General features: G+C 42.6%; 15 protein-coding genes. 5 read left to right on the top strand and 10 right to left on the bottom strand.

Features of this window, described 5'->3' with window-relative positions; genetic code table 11:
* Positions 1-8: 8 nt before the first annotated feature.
* On the top strand, positions 9-1,067 hold the full coding sequence (epmA, locus tag ACR63N_RS12990) for an EF-P lysine aminoacylase EpmA (RefSeq protein WP_367108507.1): 1,059 nt from the start codon (positions 9-11) through the stop codon (positions 1,065-1,067).
* Positions 1,068-1,142: 75 nt separating this feature from the next.
* Here the strand turns inward: epmA and ACR63N_RS12985 are convergent, their stop codons facing one another.
* From ACR63N_RS12985 to ACR63N_RS12960, 6 genes are all read right to left on the bottom strand, one after another.
* The gene (locus ACR63N_RS12985) at positions 1,143-1,781 is read right to left on the bottom strand and encodes an NAD(P)H-binding protein (protein WP_472782126.1); all 639 of its coding nucleotides are present in this window, start codon (positions 1,779-1,781) and stop codon (positions 1,143-1,145) included.
* A 190-nt stretch (positions 1,782-1,971) separates the two neighbouring features.
* Positions 1,972-2,421 carry a YaiI/YqxD family protein gene (locus ACR63N_RS12980; RefSeq protein WP_367108505.1) on the bottom strand — a complete coding sequence of 150 codons (450 nt, stop codon included), beginning with the start codon at positions 2,419-2,421 and terminating at the stop codon, positions 1,972-1,974.
* Positions 2,421-3,770 carry a 5-(carboxyamino)imidazole ribonucleotide synthase gene (locus tag ACR63N_RS12975; protein ID WP_472782125.1) on the bottom strand — a complete coding sequence of 450 codons (1,350 nt, stop codon included), beginning with the start codon at positions 3,768-3,770 and terminating at the stop codon, positions 2,421-2,423. The genes ACR63N_RS12980 and ACR63N_RS12975 overlap by 1 nt, the downstream gene beginning before the upstream one ends.
* A 171-nt stretch (positions 3,771-3,941) precedes the next feature.
* On the bottom strand, positions 3,942-4,508 hold the full coding sequence (gene purE, locus ACR63N_RS12970) for a 5-(carboxyamino)imidazole ribonucleotide mutase (RefSeq protein ID WP_367106525.1): 567 nt from the start codon (positions 4,506-4,508) through the stop codon (positions 3,942-3,944).
* A gap of 137 nt (positions 4,509-4,645) precedes the next feature.
* Complete coding sequence (locus tag ACR63N_RS12965) at positions 4,646-5,599, bottom strand: metallophosphoesterase (protein ID WP_367106526.1); 954 nt, start codon at positions 5,597-5,599, stop codon at positions 4,646-4,648.
* Between the two features lie 28 nt (positions 5,600-5,627).
* Positions 5,628-6,236, bottom strand: coding sequence for a rhomboid family intramembrane serine protease (locus ACR63N_RS12960; RefSeq protein ID WP_367104542.1), 609 nt, complete (start codon positions 6,234-6,236; stop codon positions 5,628-5,630).
* A 244-nt stretch (positions 6,237-6,480) separates the two neighbouring features.
* Here ACR63N_RS12960 and ACR63N_RS12955 point away from each other — a divergent pair, with 244 nt between their 5' ends.
* A complete protein-coding gene (locus tag ACR63N_RS12955; protein ID WP_367106527.1) occupies positions 6,481-8,094 on the top strand; it encodes a hypothetical protein in 1,614 nt (537 codons plus the stop codon).
* A gap of 581 nt (positions 8,095-8,675) precedes the next feature.
* Positions 8,676-10,367: an OmpA family protein gene (locus ACR63N_RS12950; RefSeq protein ID WP_367106528.1), complete on the top strand. Its 1,692-nt coding sequence runs from the start codon at positions 8,676-8,678 to the stop codon at positions 10,365-10,367.
* A gap of 144 nt (positions 10,368-10,511) precedes the next feature.
* On the opposite strand, the gene nagZ is transcribed toward ACR63N_RS12950, so the two are convergent.
* Positions 10,512-11,597 carry a beta-N-acetylhexosaminidase gene (gene nagZ / locus ACR63N_RS12945; RefSeq protein ID WP_367106529.1) on the bottom strand — a complete coding sequence of 362 codons (1,086 nt, stop codon included), beginning with the start codon at positions 11,595-11,597 and terminating at the stop codon, positions 10,512-10,514.
* A 619-nt stretch (positions 11,598-12,216) separates the two neighbouring features.
* On the opposite strand from nagZ, the gene ACR63N_RS12940 reads away from it, so the two are divergent.
* A complete protein-coding gene (locus ACR63N_RS12940) occupies positions 12,217-14,445 on the top strand; it encodes a carboxy terminal-processing peptidase (protein WP_367104546.1) in 2,229 nt (742 codons plus the stop codon).
* A 507-nt stretch (positions 14,446-14,952) separates the two neighbouring features.
* Here the strand turns inward: ACR63N_RS12940 and ACR63N_RS12935 are convergent.
* Positions 14,953-15,438 (bottom strand): FKBP-type peptidyl-prolyl cis-trans isomerase, encoded by a 486-nt coding sequence (locus ACR63N_RS12935; protein ID WP_367104547.1) that lies wholly within the window; start codon positions 15,436-15,438, stop codon positions 14,953-14,955.
* Positions 15,439-15,798: 360 nt separating this feature from the next.
* Here ACR63N_RS12935 and ACR63N_RS12930 point away from each other — a divergent pair, with 360 nt between their 5' ends.
* Positions 15,799-17,757: a M61 family metallopeptidase gene (locus ACR63N_RS12930; RefSeq protein ID WP_367106530.1), complete on the top strand. Its 1,959-nt coding sequence runs from the start codon at positions 15,799-15,801 to the stop codon at positions 17,755-17,757.
* Between the two features lie 47 nt (positions 17,758-17,804).
* Here ACR63N_RS12930 and ACR63N_RS12925 read toward each other — a convergent pair whose 3' ends face one another.
* Positions 17,805-18,428, bottom strand: coding sequence for a pseudouridine synthase (locus ACR63N_RS12925; RefSeq protein ID WP_367106531.1), 624 nt, complete (start codon positions 18,426-18,428; stop codon positions 17,805-17,807).
* A 415-nt stretch (positions 18,429-18,843) separates the two neighbouring features.
* Positions 18,844-21,060 carry an NADP-dependent isocitrate dehydrogenase gene (locus ACR63N_RS12920; protein WP_367106532.1) on the bottom strand — a complete coding sequence of 739 codons (2,217 nt, stop codon included), beginning with the start codon at positions 21,058-21,060 and terminating at the stop codon, positions 18,844-18,846.
* Positions 21,061-21,170 lie beyond the last annotated feature (110 nt).

Below are 21,170 nucleotides of genomic sequence, written 5' to 3'. Positions count from 1 at the left end.
GTCTAAACATGTCGAGCCATTTAAATACCTTGAATAACAGTGCTGCTCAAAACAATACTAAAAGTTACGAGCCGACCATGACTCTAGCGATGGCACAAAAGCGTGCTCAGCTATTGGCAAATATTCATCAGTTTTTTGCTACGCACCAAGTGTTAGAAGTACAAACGCCTTTGCTATCCCAAGCAGGCAATACCGACACCTTTTTGCAATCAGTAGCGGCCAGCGTCATGTATCAAGATAAACCGCGCACTTTCTATCTGCATACCTCGCCTGAGTTTGCTATGAAGCGCCTGCTTGCCAGCTGGCAAGTACCTATTTATCAGGTTTGTCCGGTATTTCGCGATAATGAGATAGGAAGTCGCCATAATATCGAGTTCACTATGCTTGAGTGGTATAGGCCATATTATAATTTGACTGACTTAGCAGATGAGCTCCGCAGCTTGCTTGAGATGCTTTACGGTCATCCGATAGTCATGAATCACTATCGCTATGTCGATGCATTTATGGACTTTGTGGGTATTCATCCCTTAACAGCTAGTATTACAGCACTGCAAGCGGTAGCTGAAGATAAAGGGCTAGTAGGTTTTGACTTTAAAACAACTATAAATGACATCGATGACGAGAGTAAAGGCAATGAAGAGGAGATCCGGCAAAGCTGGCTGGACTTACTATTTAGTCATGTCGTTGAGCCCAATCTTGGTCACGACTTACCAACACTAATTATTGAATATCCGCCCGCTACTGCTGCCTTGGCAAAAATTGGTCCAGATAAGGAGGGTAACCTAGTGGCTAGGCGCTTTGAGTTATATATCAATGGTATTGAGATTGCCAATGCTTATGATGAGCTGAATGATGGACAAGCACTGCGCGCACGTTTTGAGCAAGATAATGTACTGCGTTGTCGTCACGGTCTTGCGCCGATGCCACTAGATGAGCACCTGCTAGCGGCTTGCGATAATCTACCGCCTTGTAGTGGGATAGCAGTTGGCCTCGATAGGTTATTAATGGTCATTACTGGCGCTAGTAATCTACAAGAAGTCATTCCTTTTCCCAGCGGTTTGGCCTAACTTTTTTTAATAACTACAAACGAAAAAGCGAGCAAACCAAAAAGTCTACTCGCTGTCGTTTCTTGTCAGTTTTTATTATAGATTGGCGACTGCCTCTTTAATATCAGTATTCCCGTTTTGCATGTGGAATACCTTTTTAATAGCGTTGTCTGCTGTTAATACAGCAGCTAAAGTAGCGGCCACATCTTCAATAGCATTCTCGCCTGCCTCTTCAGTATTGACAGCTATTTTACCGGTACCGTCACGCTCTTTTAGAGCACCAGGCTGGACAATGGTGTAATCTAGTTTACTATCATTTACCAGCCAGTTATCGGCATAATGCTTACCAATGTAATAATCTTTTAACTCAGCAATGGCAGGAGCGTCCCATTTACTAGTGTCAAGTGAGAATACCGAGCTTAGCATGATGTAGCGCTTGATACCTTTATCTTCTGCCGCCTGCATAGTTTTGACCGCACCATGTAAATCAACTTCCAATATATTTTTACCGCCCGAGCCTGCTACAAAATAAATGGCTTCAATATCATCGTCCATCTGTTTTTGAATCTCATTTTTGCTAGCAGTAAGGTCTAAATCTAGCTGGCTATAGTTATCGTTATCAAATAACTGTTTATCTTGACGGGTAGTACCAACGACTTGATGGTTATCGTTTAGTAATTGTTCAACCAATTTACCACCAACACGGCCACTAGCGCCTACGACTAATATCTTCATAATGTTTCCTATTGTTATCAATGTATTTTCGTTCTTAAAGAGTTTAATTACGAGCTAACTCGAATAACTGAATATACAATAACAAAAACGGATGCGACACTTAGTTATGATAAGTGCTTGTTGCATTAAGTTTGGTTGCAGAGTGTAAGGGTTTGCAAGATAGATTGAGAAGGATAAAGGTTGATAAAGATTAACGCACTAGTTTATTTAAGCCATCGGCAAAAGCTTTTTTGTCACGGTCGCCATAAGGTTTTTGTCCGCTCATCTCTTGCAGCTCTAATACACCAGTACCGCGCATAGTATCCATAAAATCGCGCATATTAAGCTTTTGCTTGATATTGTTCTTATCATAGATAACGCCGCGTGCGGTAATCACTTGCGCGCCTTTATCAAGAATATCGTTGGCTAAAGGAATATCGCTAGTAATTGCCAAATCTCCTGCTTGAATATTCTCGGCAATATAATCGTCAGCTTTATCAAAGCCTTGCGGTACCACAGTCATAATTAATAATGGGGATTTACGTAATTTAATCGGCTGGTTGGCAACAAATATCGCTGTCGTTTTGGTACGCTCAGCGGTCTTGATAATTAAATCTTTAGCGATAAGTGGTACTGAATCAGCATCTATCCAAATTTGCATTATTTTTTTACCCGCTGATTATTATTCTCTGCGTCTAGCTCACTGATACTTTCGGCAAATTCATTTTTGTCGTTGTCAGCGTACTTGGTTTCAGCGTTCATGGTACTATCTTGGTCGTTGGTCTCATCTTGGTTTTCATCAGCGACTGCACTATTTTTATCAAGCCCAATCTTATTTGGTAATACTGTGATTAGTTTGGCAAGAGCAGGATTGAGATCGACGACATCATTAGGCATCAGGGTAATATGAGCAATTTTGCGGGCCTCACGCTCCTCTTTATGATAGCTATGATAATGCGCGCCATCAATAGCTAGTACTGTGCTGATATCGGGATATTGACCGAGTACGTTGACCATTATTGCTGGATGAATATTATCAGTGTCTCCTAAAGGCAGGCCAACTACGGCACGAATATGATTTTCAAATTGACTGGTTATAGCGCCTTCAATACTCCAATGACCCGAGTTATGCACGCGCGGGGCAATCTCATTGGCAAGCAGATAATCATGACCGCGTGCGTCTTTACTGACGAATAATTCAAGCGCCATTACGCCGACATAATCAAGATGATTCATAAGTTTGATCATGGACGCTTGTGCTTGCGCCAATAAATGACTAGTGCCTACTGCCGGCGCTCGGGTCTTGGCTAAAATACCTTGATGATGGGAATTTTCAACCAAATCATAGCAGCGTACGCTACCATCTTGTCCGCGAGCGGCGATGATAGAAACCTCACGGCTAAAATTGATAAATCCTTCTGCTATTAAAGGCGCAGGCGTTGGCGTTAAGCTGCCTTTACCGCTGACCGCGTCTTTTAACGCCTCCCAAGCCAGCTTGATATCACTATCTTGCTTGATGACGTATTGCCCTTTACCGTCGTAGCCGCCGCGACTGGTTTTGAGTACGATAGGTAAGCCTAAGGTATCACAAGCTTTTTGTAATTCGACCTGCGAGCTGACTGCCATAAAAGGTACAGTCGCAATAGCTAAATCATTAAACAGCTGCTTTTCTTTGAGACGGTCCTGCGCGATATCAAGAGCGATAGGCGGCGGAAACATACCTTGTTTTTGCTGGTTGGCAGAGAGCTTAGCTAACTTTTGAACCGTCATTGTTGGGGTGTTTTCAAACTCTAAAGTAAATACGTCAGCAGCAGTAATAAAATCCTCTAACTGCTCGCTACTGTAGACTCGACCATAAAGACTGGCAGGACAATCGATATTATCTTCTAAAAATATACATTTGTAACCAAGGGGTAATGCTGCCTCAGCGAGCATCATGCCAAGCTGACCACCGCCTAAGATACCGATAGTATGGATAGTTTGAGTAATAGGATAGGCATTAGCGGTCATAGCAGGCTCTTTAAGTTGGTAATAAGTTCAAACAATTATAAAAAAATAGCGCAAATGAAATAGAAAAAGGTGCAACGTATGCACCTGTATTAAGCCTATGTAAAAAAGAATATCAAGTCAAGCAGGTTTAGATGAAAGTGGATCGACTATAAGAAAGTTTGCTAAAAAAACTTATTCGTTAATAATACCCGGCGTAGGGCTGGCTAAAATCGTTTCAGTTTGGGTCTGGCGAAGATGATGCAGTTTGCTTGCAATAGCAGCGTCGTGCAGCGCTAAAATCTGAATAGCGAGCAGTGCTGCGTTATAGGCTCCAGCGGTACCGATAGCTAAAGTACCAACCGCTACACCTTTGGGCATTTGTACGATGGAGAGCAAGCTATCCCAGCCGCTTAGCATAGAGGATTTTACCGGTACACCGAGGACGGGCAGAGGCGTTTGACTGGCGCACATGCCTGGTAGGTGGGCAGCTCCGCCAGCGCCAGCAATAATAACTTGTAAGCCCTGATCTTTCGCGCTTTTAGCATAATCAAACAAGCGATCCGGCGTACGATGTGCTGACACCACTTCACATTCAAAAGCAATATCAAAATCGGCCAATAGCTGCGCCGCTGCACTCATAGTTGCCCAGTCGGATTGGGAGCCCATAATGATACCTACTTTAGCTTGACCACTAGGAGAGGCAATAGGACTGGTAGAACTTGGTTGATTGGTAGAGCTAATATCCGGTGTCGCGCTCATGATGCACTATCCTCAAAAAGACCATCATACAAAAGTTTTATAGCCACCGTAAAGCTGAGTTTAAGCTTTTTTTACAAACTTGAGCGTGTTGAATATTCCCCAATAGAGCAGTGCCAAAGTCGAATACTTAACACGTGTTATGCTAAATCATGACGGTATTGCACAAAGTTGGCGGCTATTAAAGGCAGAGGATTATTAGTATCAAGCTGATAAGCGGTCAAATAACCACTATCTACTGCTGCTGAATAGTCGGTACAAACTACTTGTGGGCTAAGCGGTTCAGGATTTCCTGCTAGCCAATAGTGACCGACGAATACTGGCTTATTAGTCTTGAGCGCAAAGTCAATATTCTCAGCCAAAGCATCTATTGGAATCTGAGCTAAAGCAGAAGTAGGGGCGCGGGCGATTTCATGAATCGTACGTTTATTAAGCTCATCAAGCCACCAGCGTACGCGTACTCGCGAGCGTTCGGTGCCTTCTTTATCCACCATAACTATACCGTTAGGTAGGGGGGTTTCCACCCCTTTTAATACGCGCTCTAGCGCCTCATAAGGCGCGCTACCTTTTTGTGCCGTCTGTATCAATCCCTCAGGTGTTAAGCAGTTATCGGTGGTAAGCAAGGGCTTTAATACAGCCATGCTATCGACATCCCAACAAGCATGGACAAAACAGGCGTCATCAGTCTCAATCCATAAAGGCAGCTCGTAAAGACGCTTGAGCCAATATTCATGCAGTGTAGAACCAAACGGGATCTCTGCCAAAAATGCTTCGTGCTGGCGCGCATGTAGTTCAGTATGACTACGCAGATACTTTTTAGAATGACTCTCTACATCAAGCGTAGCAAAGGCTAGGGCATTATATTCGTGATTACCCATTACGGCATGGGCAACGCCTGCATCTATCATCGCAAAAACTATCTCAAGCGTTGCCAGCTGCTGCGAGCCGCGATCAATCAAGTCACCAATGAATAGCGCTTGATGACCCTCTGGTGGTACAAAGTACTTACCGTTATGAGTGTAACCTAGCTGCTCAAGCAGTCCGGTTAACTTATCTGCATAACCATGAATGTCGCCAATAATATCTATAATCATAAGTTGTTTTCTAATCTAAATGGTCTAATCAAAAGCTGGGCGAGAGGAGGACACTGATAAAGTGCGGTAATACCTTCGGTTCTAATATAATGGTGGCGACCACGCCAAATGCTCCGCCCCACATGTGCGCCATATGATTGATATTAGAGCCGCCGCGTTTGTCTGCATAAATACTATAAGCCACATAAGCGACCGCAAATAAAATAGCAGGTATAGGAATAATGGCAAATAAATAAATCAGATCCCATGGCGCAAGCAAAATAAAGGCAAATAGCACTGCTGACACGCCACCTGATGCCCCCAAACTTAAATAACTGGCGTTTTTCTTATTTTTTACATAGCTAGGTATCATTGCTACAACAATAGCGGCTACATAAAATACTACAAAACCATAACCCCACAAAAAGGGCTGATATAAACCTTCGATGGCGCGACCAAAGAAATACAAGGTAAACATATTGAAGAGCAGATGCATACTATCAGCATGAATAAAGCCGTGGGTGACAAAACGATCCCATTGACCCTTACTAACAGCAGGAGGATAAAAAATCAAACGGTTAAACAGTGCTTTGTTCTGCCATGCTAATAAGCTTACGATGACCGTAATAATGATGATAAGGGTAGTATGGTTAAACAAAGTGTAATCCTTAGGACAGTTCAGACGGAAAAGACAGCATAAACGCAAGTAACGACTTCTTATTCTTATGGTATTTAATTTGCATGATATCTATTTTCATTATAGTAGTGACTATGATGCCAAATAACAATTGTGGGCGGACTGAATTTACATAGCTATACAATTTATTATAGCTTAATTGTAGATTTTCTTAGTAATACACACGCTATTACTCTTATTTTTAGCGTCACCAAAGGCAGTATCTATGACTATTCTTGACCAGCTTGAGCAAACCGTTACCCTCTCTATTTTAAATGAGAAGAGTAATTCAGCATACGTCAGCTTGCTTGAGCAATTCTACGCTATTCTTATCACGCGCTTAGCTTGGTCAGGCGTCTATAGGCAGCTATCTCATAATGAGCAGACCATGCAGTTAGACACCAAGTCAAACCAAACTTTGTTTGAGCAAATTTGGCAGGAACCCGCTCAGCGCCAACTATTGATTGATGAATTAGCCGCAACTTACCACGCTGATAAAAAAACTACTGAGCAGTTATTAGTAGATACCGTATATCCGAGCTGTCTAGAATTAGAAAACTTAGCCGATGGACAGTATTTGCCAGCTTTTTTACAAACCCAGCAAACGCTAGTCCGCCCGTACTTACCAGTGTGGGCAGAAAAAGTGCTACCGTCGTTAGCTCAGACTTTTGAGAGTAGTGCTGATGTAAGTACGATGTATAATGAGACGACTGATAATAATACAGCAGATGATAACGACTTAAAAACTGATGTTGGAGTATCAAGCGTAGCTCAAAGCACGCTGCTAACAAAGAGTGTAACCATAGATTTGGCGAGAGCAGAAACACCATCAAACGAGCCGCTGCTTGCATCAGCAAATACCTTATCAGCAACCCCTATAGAATCTATAAACCCTACCAATGCTATTCATGCCAATCCCTCTTATCACTATGACGTATCTACTTCTAAGCGCCGATCAACTACCAGTCCACGTAGTCACAAGAACAATTTGCTGATGCGAGGGTTGTTACTAGTGGGACTGTTAGCAGCCGTCGGTTTTGTATGGCTATTGATTATTCAGCCTTATTATAAACCAGCAATAGAGCCTACAGTTGCTCCTATCATTACAAACATTACCGCGCCTACCCAAAAACCTGTAGCATCAGTAACCATCCCTGCTAAGCTTTTAGTTGGTGTGGACAATGTAGGCAATTTATATACTTGTACCGCTACAGTCGGCAGTATAGAGCTGCAAGACATCATCAAACAAGCGATGCAGATAAGCTTTGGTGAGCAAACAGATATATGTAAGTTAACAATACAAGAAGGCCGCGCAAACCAGATATCTACTATCGATGTGCAGACTTTGTCTAGCTTATTGACTCTGTTACGTTCAGTGCCTTTTGCGCGTTTGCAATTACAAGATGAGACCCTTAGCTTAGAAGCACCCGACGCAACTATGCTACAGCAGTTACTCACGGACATACGTACATTAGCACCGACATTAACTATCAAGAGTGTAGCGCCTCTATCACAGCCATACTATGATAGCCTCAATAACGATAAGACAGAGAGCCGTAGTGAAGCGGCCAACGAAAATACATCTATAGACGACCCTTACACTAATGCTTATCCTGATAATGCAATGAATGCTGAGCAAAAGTATCAACAGCTAGATGCTGACAAAACAGCACCAGCACCTGTGTACAATAATTTTGATAGTAGTAACAACGAAGATAATAGTTTCAACAATGGCGCTAGGCGCTCAGCATCTATCTCATCTCTAGAAGTTGATGATTTGGCCAATAGTACTATCGTTGCTGAACAGCTAAGCGGTGAAAACCCTATCAACGCAGATTAGATTTGAGATAAGTAAATACTCTACAGCGACATAAATATAATCATGTAAAATCCTGCTAAGAAAGTAGACAAAATTGAGTTCTTGTGGTTACTAAACGTACTATATTTGCAGCACAGTTACGTGCCTCATCTGAAAAATTACTCAATGTAGCATTTGCACAACAGCCTGTTGGTATAAATAAATGAATTATTGTTAGTATAATAGGGGAAGCTAAGTAAGGTGAAAAAGTAGACAAGTCAAATGTTTATCGCTTTACTGTTTTTATTAGAAGTAGCTTATTAGAGTATTTCGATTATTAAATTGATAAGGTAACTGACTTAGTAGGTAATTTCCAAAACCATGGTATCAAATCAAATTTATGAGGTTAGGTTGCTTTAGTTAGACTGCTTTAATTGTAATTACTTAGATTGTAAATTTTACTTATAAAAAGTAACGAAATTAATATATTTATTGAAAGCTATTTTTGTCCTAATTGTTTTAGCTTGTTTAGTCAATATGATTGATACAATTATGAAATACCTAGCTTCAACTATTTAAAATCTTTAGCTATTTAAAATAATTTTCACTGGAGGAAACATATTATGGATATTATTAGTCATCTAACACGTACAGTAACGCCAGCAGTGTTGGGAGATGATCAGTCTCCTGCCAAACAGAGTTTACTTGAACAGTTTTATGCAATATTTGCAGCTCGTCTTGCCGATCAAGATACTTATGGCCGTTTTGCTAACGAAAATATCGCTCGTGATGATCAAGGTTTTTATGACCGTGTATGGACTGATGGTTCGCACCGCGATCAGATCTCGCGCGAGCTTGCAGCTAAGCATAACGTGGATGCTACGGCAACTCGTGGTCTAATTGCTATGGCCGCTCCCCTAGCTTTTCATGAGATCAAAAGCTTAGCAGGTTCTACTCCAGTACCACAGTTTTTAAATGACAATCTTTCTAGCTACCAGCACCATATCCCAGCATGGGCCAGTGCTGTTATTCCTGCTGGTATGGTTGCTGCGGCACCTGCTGGTGAGCGTATCTCTGATACTACTAGTATGGCACCCCTACAGCACGAAGAAGAAAAATCAGGTAGCTTTATGAAGGCGTTATTGCCTATTATTGGTCTGATTATTCTAGGTGCGTTAGCATGGGCTTTATTACGTGGTTGCCAAGACAATCCGGAGCCAGTTGCAACGCCAGTTGTAGTTGAAGAGCAACCAGTTACTGATGAAGCAGCAGTGGCTGTTGCAGCTGCTGAACCTGCGTCACTACGTTTGGCTATGGGCGAAGGCAATACTTTATATGCTTGCCGCATGAATGTTGGTGATGAGGCATTACAAACTACTGTTATGAGCGCCTTATCTAATGCTTATGGCGATGAAGCAGATAAGTGCCGTGCTGATGTCGATGATAGCTTTACTACGGACATGGCCGCAGCGCCGCAGCTTGCTGCTATTTTAGATATCTTTAAAGAAGTTTCTGATGCTAGCATGATTATCAAAGGTGATAACATCGTTGTAAACTCAGCCGATGCTGGTGTGCTTAGCCAATTGGTATCTGATCTTCAAGCTGCAGTTCCTGCTGGTATGACAGTTGAGGCTGAAGGTCCGCTAGACTTACAAGGTGAGATTGATAATAGCTTGGTTGCTGCAGAAACAGCAGTTGACAATCTAGGTGAAAACCCAGATCCTCGTGATGTTGCTCGTGCCTTAAGCTTACAGGTGATTAATTTTGAGCTCGATAAAGCGTTTATTCCTGATGTGAACAAACCTTTCCTTGATCGTGCCGCACAGATTATCACTGAAGTGCCGGATATGGAGCTTATGATTATTGGTCACACTGATAATCTGGCTTCTGATGCTTACAACATGGAGTTATCTCGCGATCGTGCTGAAGCAGTAAAAGAATACTTGGTATCGCAAGGTGTTGATGCTAGTAAACTGACTACTAAAGGCATGGGCGAGTCTGATCCAATCGCTGACAACTCAACAGAACAAGGCCGTTTCCGTAACCGCCGTATTGAGTTCACTGTTTATGACGAAGCGGCTATGAATAGCGATGGTATAGCAGTAGGTGACATGGATATGAATGCCGATATGGATCCAGATTTAAATCCTCTTGATAGCAATAACGATGACATGATGCCGGACTCTGATGATACTGGCGTGAATGCCACTATGCCAGATCCTGATTTGAACCCACTAGACAACAACAATGATGATGTGTTGCCAGATAGTGATGATCCAAGTCAAGGTACAGCGCTAGATCCAGCAGCTCAGTAAGACTGTTTATATTATTGACGACAAAGCTGTTGAATATTGAATAAGAAAAGACCGCATTTAATAAAATGCGGTCTTTTTTATGGAATTAGACTAGGGTTTATTGTTGATATCATGAAATCTTTGTAAGGTATGACTTATTATAGACTACTTATAATGAGTAGGATCGTCAGCTCTAATGCTATTGCCTGTTAATAAACTATTGGAGGGCGATTCAAAGAATGTTTGCATAATCGAGTGTCGCGCTTGTTGCCAATATTCAAATTGTTGACAAGTTGCTTCAAGATCACTTTGCCATGCTGGTATTTGACCACACATGGTTTTAATACGGCTTTGATCAGGGTAGGGCAGATTTTGCGCCGCCTTGGCTGCTTCATGAGCGGCAATGCGATCATTACATACCAAGGCAATGTCACAACCCGCCTCAATAGCGGCTTGTACACGTGCACTGACACTACCAGCTGCCTGAGCGCCTACCATGGATAAATCATCAGAGAATAAAACCCCATCGAACTTAAGCTGCTTACGAATAATATCTTTAAGCCAAATCTTAGAAAAACCAGCAGGCTTATCATCTACTTGTGGAAATCTCACATGAGCTGGCATCAATGCATCAAGCCAAGGCAAAGTCTGAGCAAAGGGCTGCATGTCACTGCTTAAAATCTCGTCAAGGCTACGATTATCAACTGCTTCTGCCACATGAGAATCAGGGGCTATAGCACCATGTCCGGGGAAATGTTTACCTGTAGTTGCCATACCAGCGGCTCGCATACCGCGCATAAACTGCGTGGCTAGAGCCACGATCACTTGCGGGTCTTTATGGAAGCTACGATCACCGATCACTTGGCTAATACCGCCTCGATCAAGAACAGGTGCGAAGCTCAAATCAATCCCAACAGCTAAGACCTCAGCTGCCATCAAATAACCGCAATCATAAGCGCAGCTTAGCGCCTGAGTAGGATTATAATCGAACAATTCACCAATTTTTCCCATAGCTGGTAGTGGCGTGAAGCCTTCACGTAACCGCGCCACACGCCCGCCTTCTTGGTCAATACCGATCAAGATATCAGGGTTATGATAACGAATGCTATCACATAAAGCTCGTACTTGAGCTGCATCGACTACGTTGCGGGCGAACAAAATTACACCGCCGATCTGTGCTTGCTTGAGTAAACTGACGTCTTCAGTTGTCAGCGCTGTGTTATCAATATCAATCATTAATACGCCATACATAGTAATATCCTCAAAGTGCTGGGCACGGTTGTTTTGTTATGAAAGTACTGCAAGGCCTAAGCGTCGTTTTCATTTCTTGATTTTTTCTAGTAAGTATATTATGCCAGTTATAAGCAAACGCTGACGCATTACCTGTCCTTAATAAATGCGACAGCGCGTATAATAAATATGACAGAAAGTTTGGTATGTACCCATGTAGGGTGTAATATTGTTTATACAGTTTGCGACAGTTAGCTGCCAGCGAGCATGATAGCATTGACTGTCATTTAATTAGTCCCAATATAACAAGACCAGAACCGTAATAAAAACTTGTTTTTATCGTTGCTTAACTATTAATAAATATAGTCGATCTACTATAAAATAAATACAATGCTATAAGGATGCTTTATTCTTAAAACATAGGCTTTCTCAAAGCGTAGTTTACTTAGCTTCTGTCTGCTAGCTACAGCGAGCAAGGAAAATTTATACTAGTAACACGCTATAGTAGTTGTACTCCTTTAATTTAGGATTCAATATAGCTTGAGCTATAAATTGCACTTCATGCTTTTTATACCTTATAAATGATTAAAGCAACATATAGTTTGGATACTTCATTACTCAAGGCAATCAGGTACATATAATGAAAAAACAACCAGCACAGTGGTTACTCAGCGTAGCATCAGTTGGCGTAGTCGGGCTTATTCTCACCCAAAGCTACGATACTGCAGTAGCAAACACTAATACAGAAGGCTTTGTTCAGACCCCTGAACAAAAAATCACTACTAGGCAAGTAGCGGCTTTACTTGATCGCAGTCATTATCTCAATCAGCCGCTTGATCGTGAAATGGGCAGCGAGATGTTGTCTATGTATATTGATAACCTTGATCCAAACCATACTTTGTTTCTACAATCCGATGTTGATGAGTTTAAAGAAAAGTATGCAAGCGACTTTGCTAATCGGCTCAAACGCGGTGATTTATCAGCTGGAGTAGATATTTTTGAGCGTTATCGCAAACGCTCGAATGAGTACTTTGAGATGGCAAAAAGAATGCTCAAAACTGATATAGACCTGACATCTGATGAAACCATCGTTCTTGATCGAGAAAAACTGCCACATTTTAAAACCAAAAAAGATCAGCGTGACTATTGGGAGCGACAGCTTAAATTTCAGTTAATAAGTATCACTTTAGGGCAAGAAGATGAAAAAGCTAAAGAAGAGGTGTTTTTAGCCAATCCTGATATCACTCGTGGTCAAGACTTAGTACGCAATGATCAACGTACACCCAATGAGATATTGCTCAATCGCTTATCAAGGCAGCAAGGACAAATAACGCGTATCAAAGATAACGAGATCATGGAGACGATCTTAAATACGGCCATGCTCACTTACGATCCTCATAGTAATTACTACGCGCCTATTCAAGCCAATGAGTTACAGATCCAATCAAGCTTACAACTTGAAGGTATTGGAGTGTCTATTCGTCCAGATCGCAAAAACCCTAACTTCACGCGCATTGTTACCTTAGTAGACGGCGGGCCTGCAGCCAAGACCGGTCAAATCAAACCTAACGATCTTATCATCGGTATCGCTGAAGACGGCAAAACGATGACTGACGTCGTAGGATGGTCAACCCGTGAAATTGTGGGCTTGATCCGCGGTAAACGCGGCACTTCGGTCACTTTGAAACTGCGTCAGCCCAATACGCCTGATGCTAGCGCCCGTACTGTTACAGTGGTACGTGATGTTATCGAACAAGAAGAATCTGGAGTTACGCATCGCGTAGTCGAGGTACAGCGTCCCAATATTGATAGTACTCCGAAGCGTATCGGTGTTCTTGAGATTCCAAGTTTTTATCTCAACTACCAAGCTCGCCGTAATGGCGAGAATTATCGTAGCGTTAGTATCGATGCTGAACGTGCCATTGAAGCTTTGAATAAAGAGAACATCGATGGTCTAGTGGTCGATCTGCGTAATGATCCTGGTGGTTCGTTAGATGAAGTTGCCAAAATGCTAGGACTATTTATCAAACAAGGTCCTTTGGTACAAATCCGTGACAATCGCGGCAACATTCAAGTTTATCGTGACGATGATGGTGGCAAGCAGTTGTACGACGGCAAAATGGTAGTATTGACCAATTTAGCTTCAGCGTCTGCTAGTGAGATTTTCGCCGCGGCTATTCAAGATTATGGGCGCGGATTGGTGGTAGGTAATACGACTACAGGCAAGGGTTCGGCGCAAATTCAGCTAGATAATCTAGCTTTAGGTTCAGCAACCTTGACCCAGCGTAAGTTTTATCGTATCACTGGTGGTAGTACGCAAAATAAAGGGGTAGTACCCGATGTGGAGCTGGTCAACATTTATGATGATGCTACTTTTGGAGAGCGCGCGCAGAAGAAAGCCCTGCCTTGGGATACGATAAAAACCGCCGCTTATAAGCCTGAGGGCAAATTTAGTGCGGATACGCTGGCAACATTGAATCAGCAATCAAAAATTCGTCAAGAGCAAAATCCGCAGTTTGTCTATTTATCGACGCTCAATGATATTCGCGATATGGAAGATGAGAAAAAGCCTATCAGTCTTAATATTAATGATCGCCGTGCGAAGATGAAACTGATTGAAGAGCGCTCGCTCGCTGCTGAAAATAAGCGTTTGATCGCTATGGGTGAGCAGCCTTATGCCAACTGGAATACTTATCAGGCTGCAATGGATGCTAAGTTTGAAGAGCGCAGCCAGATGAAGGCCAGCGAACGTCCAGATCTGCCAGAGAATGAAGCTTATATTAATGAGGCCGCTTATCTGATGCTCAGTGCTGACTCTAAAAAACCTATCAGTCCCGAGGAGACATTACCAGTAGCAATAGAGCCTTAAGTTAGCTTAAGTAAACATGTAAGCATATGCTTACATACATTGACGTTTATAGCTCTTACTATGTACTGTCAAATCTGCGATTATACATCTACGGCATAACTTGATTACACTATTGATGGATACTAGGGATTGGTATTTATAAAGTGTTTATAAGTTGATTCAAGGATGAGGTGCCAATCAAGGACGATAAGATAAGGCTGGATGCCTGTCAGTTACTATTCATCTCGGGATTAGATGGATAATAGCACTAACAAGGATAGTTAGTAATGGAAACCGTATAACTCTAGTGGTTATACGGTTTTGTTACGTCTGTAGATTGAAAATACGTTCAAAGTATAAAAACAATAGTTTTATACTTAAATAGTTTTACACTTAATTAGTTATAAATTTATACATTAATAGATATTAATAAAAAGGCTGCCCCTAGTCACCAGGGGCAGCCTTTTTATTAGATTAAGTCCATTAAACGAATTTATCTTTGTGTAGAAGTATATATACCTATACTAATTAATGCTCAACGCCACCAGCACCATGGACATGACCATGATTTAATTCATCTTCAGTGGCAGCGCGTACTTCTTGAATATCAACATCAAATGTTAGACGCTTACCCGCTAGCGGATGGTTGGCATCAACAGTCACTTCATCATCATTGACATCAGTAACGGTTACTAACATGACCTGGCCACCAGCTTCTGACTGAAATTGCATGCCGGGTTGAATATCATCAACGCCTTGGAAATTATCACGTGGTACACGTTGTACGGCTTGATCTTGATATTCGCCATAACCATCAGCAGGCTCAACGACTGCATTTACCTTTTCACCAGCAGACTTACCTTCTAGTTGCTGTTCAAGACCTGGAATGATGTTTTGATGGCCATGCAAGTAAGCAAGAGGTTGGCCTTCTGGAGACTGATCAAGAATATTGCCTTCATCATCTTTTAGCGTGTAGTTGAACTTGACGGCAGTATCTTTTGCGATAGTAGTCATAAATTATCCTAAATATATTTATTGTGAATTACATATTGAAAATTAAATACGATTGTAATAAACCTAAAAAAGCCAATTAGCAAGCTAGAAGCTATAACATTAGTTAATTATCGTCAGTCTATTAAGGCAACTATTTATTGAAGTTTTAAAGTAACTGTAGCAGTTAGCCTCTTTAATTGTGATGATAATAATAACTTTCAAGGCAAAAACCATAAAAAACAATAAAATTCGTAAATTTTAGCTAACAGACATTAGATTAGTTAAAAAACTTATAAAAGTAAGTTATTTGTTTTTATTCAGCCGTTGCGTTTTTTATTCAAGGCTCCTAACATAAGCTTAAACACTTTATAAGAATTCGCTATGATTTCAAATTCTACTATACCAAACCATGAGCAAGCAGATAACCATAAAAATGTTAACAACGTTAGCACTACTGTTATTAATTATCGCCTCGACTTTGCTCGTTTTAATGAGCATCTGGTTGATGTCACCCTGAGTTTTACGGCAGATAACGATATGCCAAGCTTATGGCTACCTGCATGGATACCAGGTAGTTATCTGATGCGCGAGTTTGCTCGGAATATTACCGCTGTCTATTATCAAATTATAGACGATGACAGCGGCGGTGATAAAAGTGGTACTGAGACAACTGAGTCTTATCGCGCATTTAAGCAGGATAAAAATACTTGGCAGCTTACTGAGGCACAGGCAGGGCAGACGCTTAGCGTGCACTATGAAGTCTACTGTTATGATTTGTCGGTACGCACCGCTTACGTAGATCAGCAGCGTCTTTACGGTAATTTTACCTCACTGACTCTAGCAGTTGAAGGGCAAGAGCACTTGCCAGCTCAAGTGAGTCTATTGGTTCCAGCAGCGTTTATGGCAGATAAAAACAGCGATGAGGTTAAGCTGGCGTGCGGTCTGGAAGCCACTCACCTGCAAGTTGATACTCAAGAGAGTAAAAATCCGCATGGTTACGGGCTGCAGGCAGATAACTACTACGAGCTGATTGACCATCCGTTTGAGATTGCAGTGCAGCAGTCTTTTGATTTTATTATTCAAGACGAGGCGCATCAAACCTTAAGCCATCGATTTTTTATCTCGGGCAAACACAGCGCCAATATGGGCCGCTTGCAACAGAATATAACACAAATTTGTCAGGCTTATCTAAACTGGCTTGGATCGGCACCATTTAGTGATTATACCTTTATGACTTATGCTAGTGGTCAGGATTACGGCGGTCTTGAGCATATCAATTCAACCAGTCTTATCACTCCGCGCCGTGATCTGCCAAGTCATGATGAACCAGAGCTACCAAGCACTGATTATCAGCGGTTTTTAGGCTTATGTAGTCATGAGTATTTTCATGCTTGGTGGGTGAAAACAGTACGCCCTGATGTCATGCTCCAAGTTGATTTACGCCGTGAGGCTTATACACCGATGCTTTGGGTGTTCGAAGGCTTTACCTCCTATGTTGATGACTTTATGCTACAAGCTTCAGGTGTGATCGACAAACCAAGCTATCTGAAGTTATTGGCAGAGCAAATTAGTCGCTATTATCAAACGCCTGGCCGTGCCTATCAAAGTGTTGCTGAGTCGAGCTTTGATGCGTGGATTAAGCTTTATCGTAGCGATGAGAATACGGGCAACGCAGGTATCAGTTATTACAATAAGGGCGCGCTGGTAGCGTTATGTCTGGATTTAATATTGCTACAAAACAGTAACGGTCGTCATCGTCTGTTTGATGTGGTCAAAACGTTTTACCAGCGGGCAAAACAGCAAGACAATAAACGTATTGGTATCAGTAGCGCTGATATGGGTGCTGTCGTTAGCGAATTTATGCCAAAAGCGGATTGGGAGGACTTTGAGCGCCGTTATATCAATGGCGTCGATGAGCTGCCTATCGAGCAGCTGCTAACTGCTAATGGTATTGAGATAGAGACGGATAGCGAGGAGACGGCCGACAATAAGACGCCTTGGGGAATGCGCTACACTGAGACGGCAGCAGGTCTAAAGATTACTCGGGTGCAACGCAGTAGTCCTGCTGCTCTTGCAGGTATATCTGCTAATGATCTGATAATCGCAATCGATGGTATCAAAGCAGATAGTAAGCAGCTAGAAGCATTTAGTCCCGTGACTAAAGGTGTTAGCTGTCACCTGTTTCGCCGAGACGAGCTGCTTACGGTGACCGTAACCTCTGAATCTGCTGATAAAAAAGATACGCCAGCTCCATACAAGATCCATCTAAAACTGGCGGATGATGACAATGTCTCAGATCGAGACAAGGCATACCGCTGGCTTAATGCGTTATCTCATTAAGGCTTTTTTGGCATCGTTGATAGTTAGTAGTTGATGCCAAGCTATTTTTAAGCTTTAAGCCCCAGCTGCTGGCGTCGCTCCTCGTTTAGATGGACACGTACAAACTCACCCACGCCAAGTGAACCCAGCTCAAACCCAGCAACCGACCAGCGAATCAAGCGCAAGCAAGGCAGTCCTACGTGCGCGGTCATCCGGCGCACTTGGCGGTTCTTGCCTTCATATATGGTCAGCATGAGCCACGAGGTAGGGACATTTTTGCGCTCGCGAATAGGCGGATTACGTGGCCACAGCTTGACAGGTAGATCAGCTACGGCTACTAGTTGTACTATAGCAGGCAGCGTCTTGCCGTCTTTTAGCATGACGCCATCGGCCAGCGCGGTTAATTGCCCTTCGGTAGGCACTCCCTCCACTTGTACCAAATATGTCTTACCCTGTTTGCTGGAGCTGTCAAACGTAGCAGCACGCGGTGGCTGGGTAATGGCTTTATTGATTCGTCCATCGCTAGTCAAAATGAGTAGCCCCTCAGAGGTAGCATCGAGTCTACCAGCGATACGTAGGGTTTTGTCATCAAAATAAGGCGCAAGGGTGGTATGAGGATTACCACTATCATCGCGGAACTGGCTTTGCACCCCATAAGGTTTATTAAATAAGATCAGGCTTGAGGTTGTCATAGTATAAGTATTCCTAAGCGAACAAATGATTGAGAATTGCAGTAGAACAAGTTCTAACTAATTAGACGCATTAGCTGTTGTCTCCACCACGATTTATACCGCTGACCTTTTCATAAATACGCTGTAAAGTATTAAACAATGACCACACAAAAACCCACAAAGCAGGAAAGCGAAGCCGATGGTAAATCCAGTGCGCCAAGTATGGTCAGGTGAAAATTTAGTGAGGGTATACCATACCCCGCCCACAAGGACGAAAATGAAAAGAATACCTCTGGCCGTCGAGATTTTCTCTAGCATTATAGAGCCTCTGACATCATAAGTGCTATAAATGCAAAAACCCTTAACAATCGAAGATTATTAAGGGTAATTTTGGCACAGATACTAATACTAAGTTAAGTGTAAACTTAGCTTTGTTTTATAACGATTCAATAGCGTTATTAAAGGTTTGACTTGGACGCATAACCTGCTCAGCAAGCTTCTCATCAGCCAAATAGTAGCCATTAATATCTACGTGTTTACCTTGTACCTCATTCATCTCTTTGACAATGGTTTCCTCATCGTCTGCAAGTTTTTGGGCTAACGGCGCAAACTGTGATTTTAGTTCTTCATCTTTATCTTGCTCGGCCAGCTCTTCAGCCCAGTACTTGGCTAGATAGAAATGACTGCCGCGGTTATCAAGCTCACCAGTTTTACGTGAAGGCGACTTACCGTTGACAAGTAGTTTCTCTGTGGCTTTGTCTAGAGTGTCAGCCAGTATTTGGGCTTTATCGTTATTGTCGTTCTGGGCTAAGTGCTCCAAAGACACGTTCAATGCTAAAAACTCGCCTAGTGAGTCCCAACGCAAATGGTTCTCTTCTAGTAGCTGATCAACATGTTTTGGTGCCGAACCACCAGCGCCTGTTTCAAACAAGCCGCCTCCTTCCATAAGAGGTACTATTGATAGCATCTTAGCACTGGTACCAAGCTCCAAAATAGGGAACAAGTCAGTAAGATAGTCGCGTAGAATATTACCAGTCGCTGAGATAGTATCAAGACCGCGAGCAACGCGCTCCAAGGTATAACGCATCGCGCGAACCTGTGACATGATCTCAATATGTAAACCATCGGTATCATGATCTTTTAAGTACATTCTTACCTTTTTGATCAGCTCATTTTCATGTGGTCTGTAAGGGTCTAGCCAAAAGATGACTGGTGTATTTGATTCGCGCGCGCGGCGTACAGCAAGCTTAACCCAATCTTGAATAGGTTCATCTTTGGTTTGACACATACGCCATATATCACCCTCTTCGACGCGTTGTTCCATGAGTACTTCATTCGTATCTATATCGACAATACGGGCTATACCAGCAGCGCTGGCTTCAAAAGTCTTGTCGTGCGAGCCATACTCTTCAGCTTTTTGTGCCATAAGACCCACGTTAGGAACCGTACCCATTGTGGTAGGATCAAAGTTGCCATGCCATTTACAGAAGTTGATCATTTCTTGATAAATACGCGCAAAAGTAGATTCAGGCATGACCGCTTTACAGTCGTATAGTTTGCCGTCAGCACCCCACATTTTACCGCCTGCACGGATCATGGCAGGCATGGACGCATCGACGATAACGTCGCTTGGTGAATGGAAGTTAGTAATACCTTTAGCAGAGTCCACCATTGCCAGACGCGGACGGTGCACCTGACAAGCATGTAAATCGCGTTCAATCTCTTCACGCATGGTAGCTGGCAACTCAGCAATCTTGTCATATAGATTTGCCATACCATTATTGACGTTGACGCCTAACTCATCAAAGAGCGCGCCATGTTTTTTGAAAGCATCTTTATAATATATTCTGACCGCATGACCGAATACAATAGGGTGTGATACCTTCATCATAGTCGCTTTTACGTGCAGTGAGAATAAGATGCCAGCCTCACGGCAATCTTCCATCTCTTGCTCATAGAACTCAAGTAGCGCCTCTTTACTCATAAACATAAGGTCAATGACCTCTTTATCGAGTAGCGCAAGCTCTGGCTTTAAGATTTTAGTACCGCCGTCAGTTAATAACTCCATGCGGACGGTACGCGCTTTGTCCAAAGTCATAGACTGCTCGCCATGGTAAAAATCGCCACTGTGCATGTGTGAGACGTGCGTACGTGACCACTGCTTCCATTCACCCATAGAGTGGGGATGCTTGCGCGCGTAGTTTTTGACAGCTTTTGGGGCACGGCGATCTGAGTTACCCTCACGCAGTACCGGGTTAACCGCACTACCTAGCGCTTTGCCATAACGCTTACGCAGCTCTTTTTCTTCATCCGTCTTTGGCTCATCTGGAAAATCAGGTAGCGCGTAGCCTTTACTTTGCAGCTCCTTAATTGCTTCTTTGAGCTGCTGCACTGAAGCACTGATATTTGGCAATTTGATAATATTAGCATCAGGATCTTGCGTCAGACGCCCAAGCTCAGCAAGATTGTCAGGAACGCGTTGCTCTTCTTTTAGATACTCGGGAAATTCAGCCAACACGCGCGCGGCCACAGATATATCAGTGGCTTCAACATCGATACCTGCAGTTTGGGTAAAAGCTTTTACAATAGGTAAGAATGATAAGGTGGCAAGCGCTGGGGCTTCGTCAGTTTTTGTATAAATAATTTTTGACATTGTAGTAGTATATTCCTTTAGATTATTGTTAATAATAAGACTTGAATGCCTGATAATACAGGGTAGTGATAATCAAGTCTGGATACGCTTTACATAAAAACTTGTTAGCG

This window comes from Psychrobacter sp. M4, assembly GCF_055699795.1.
Note: the sequence above shows the minus strand (reverse complement) of the source record. Positions and strands in the feature narration are given on the sequence as shown.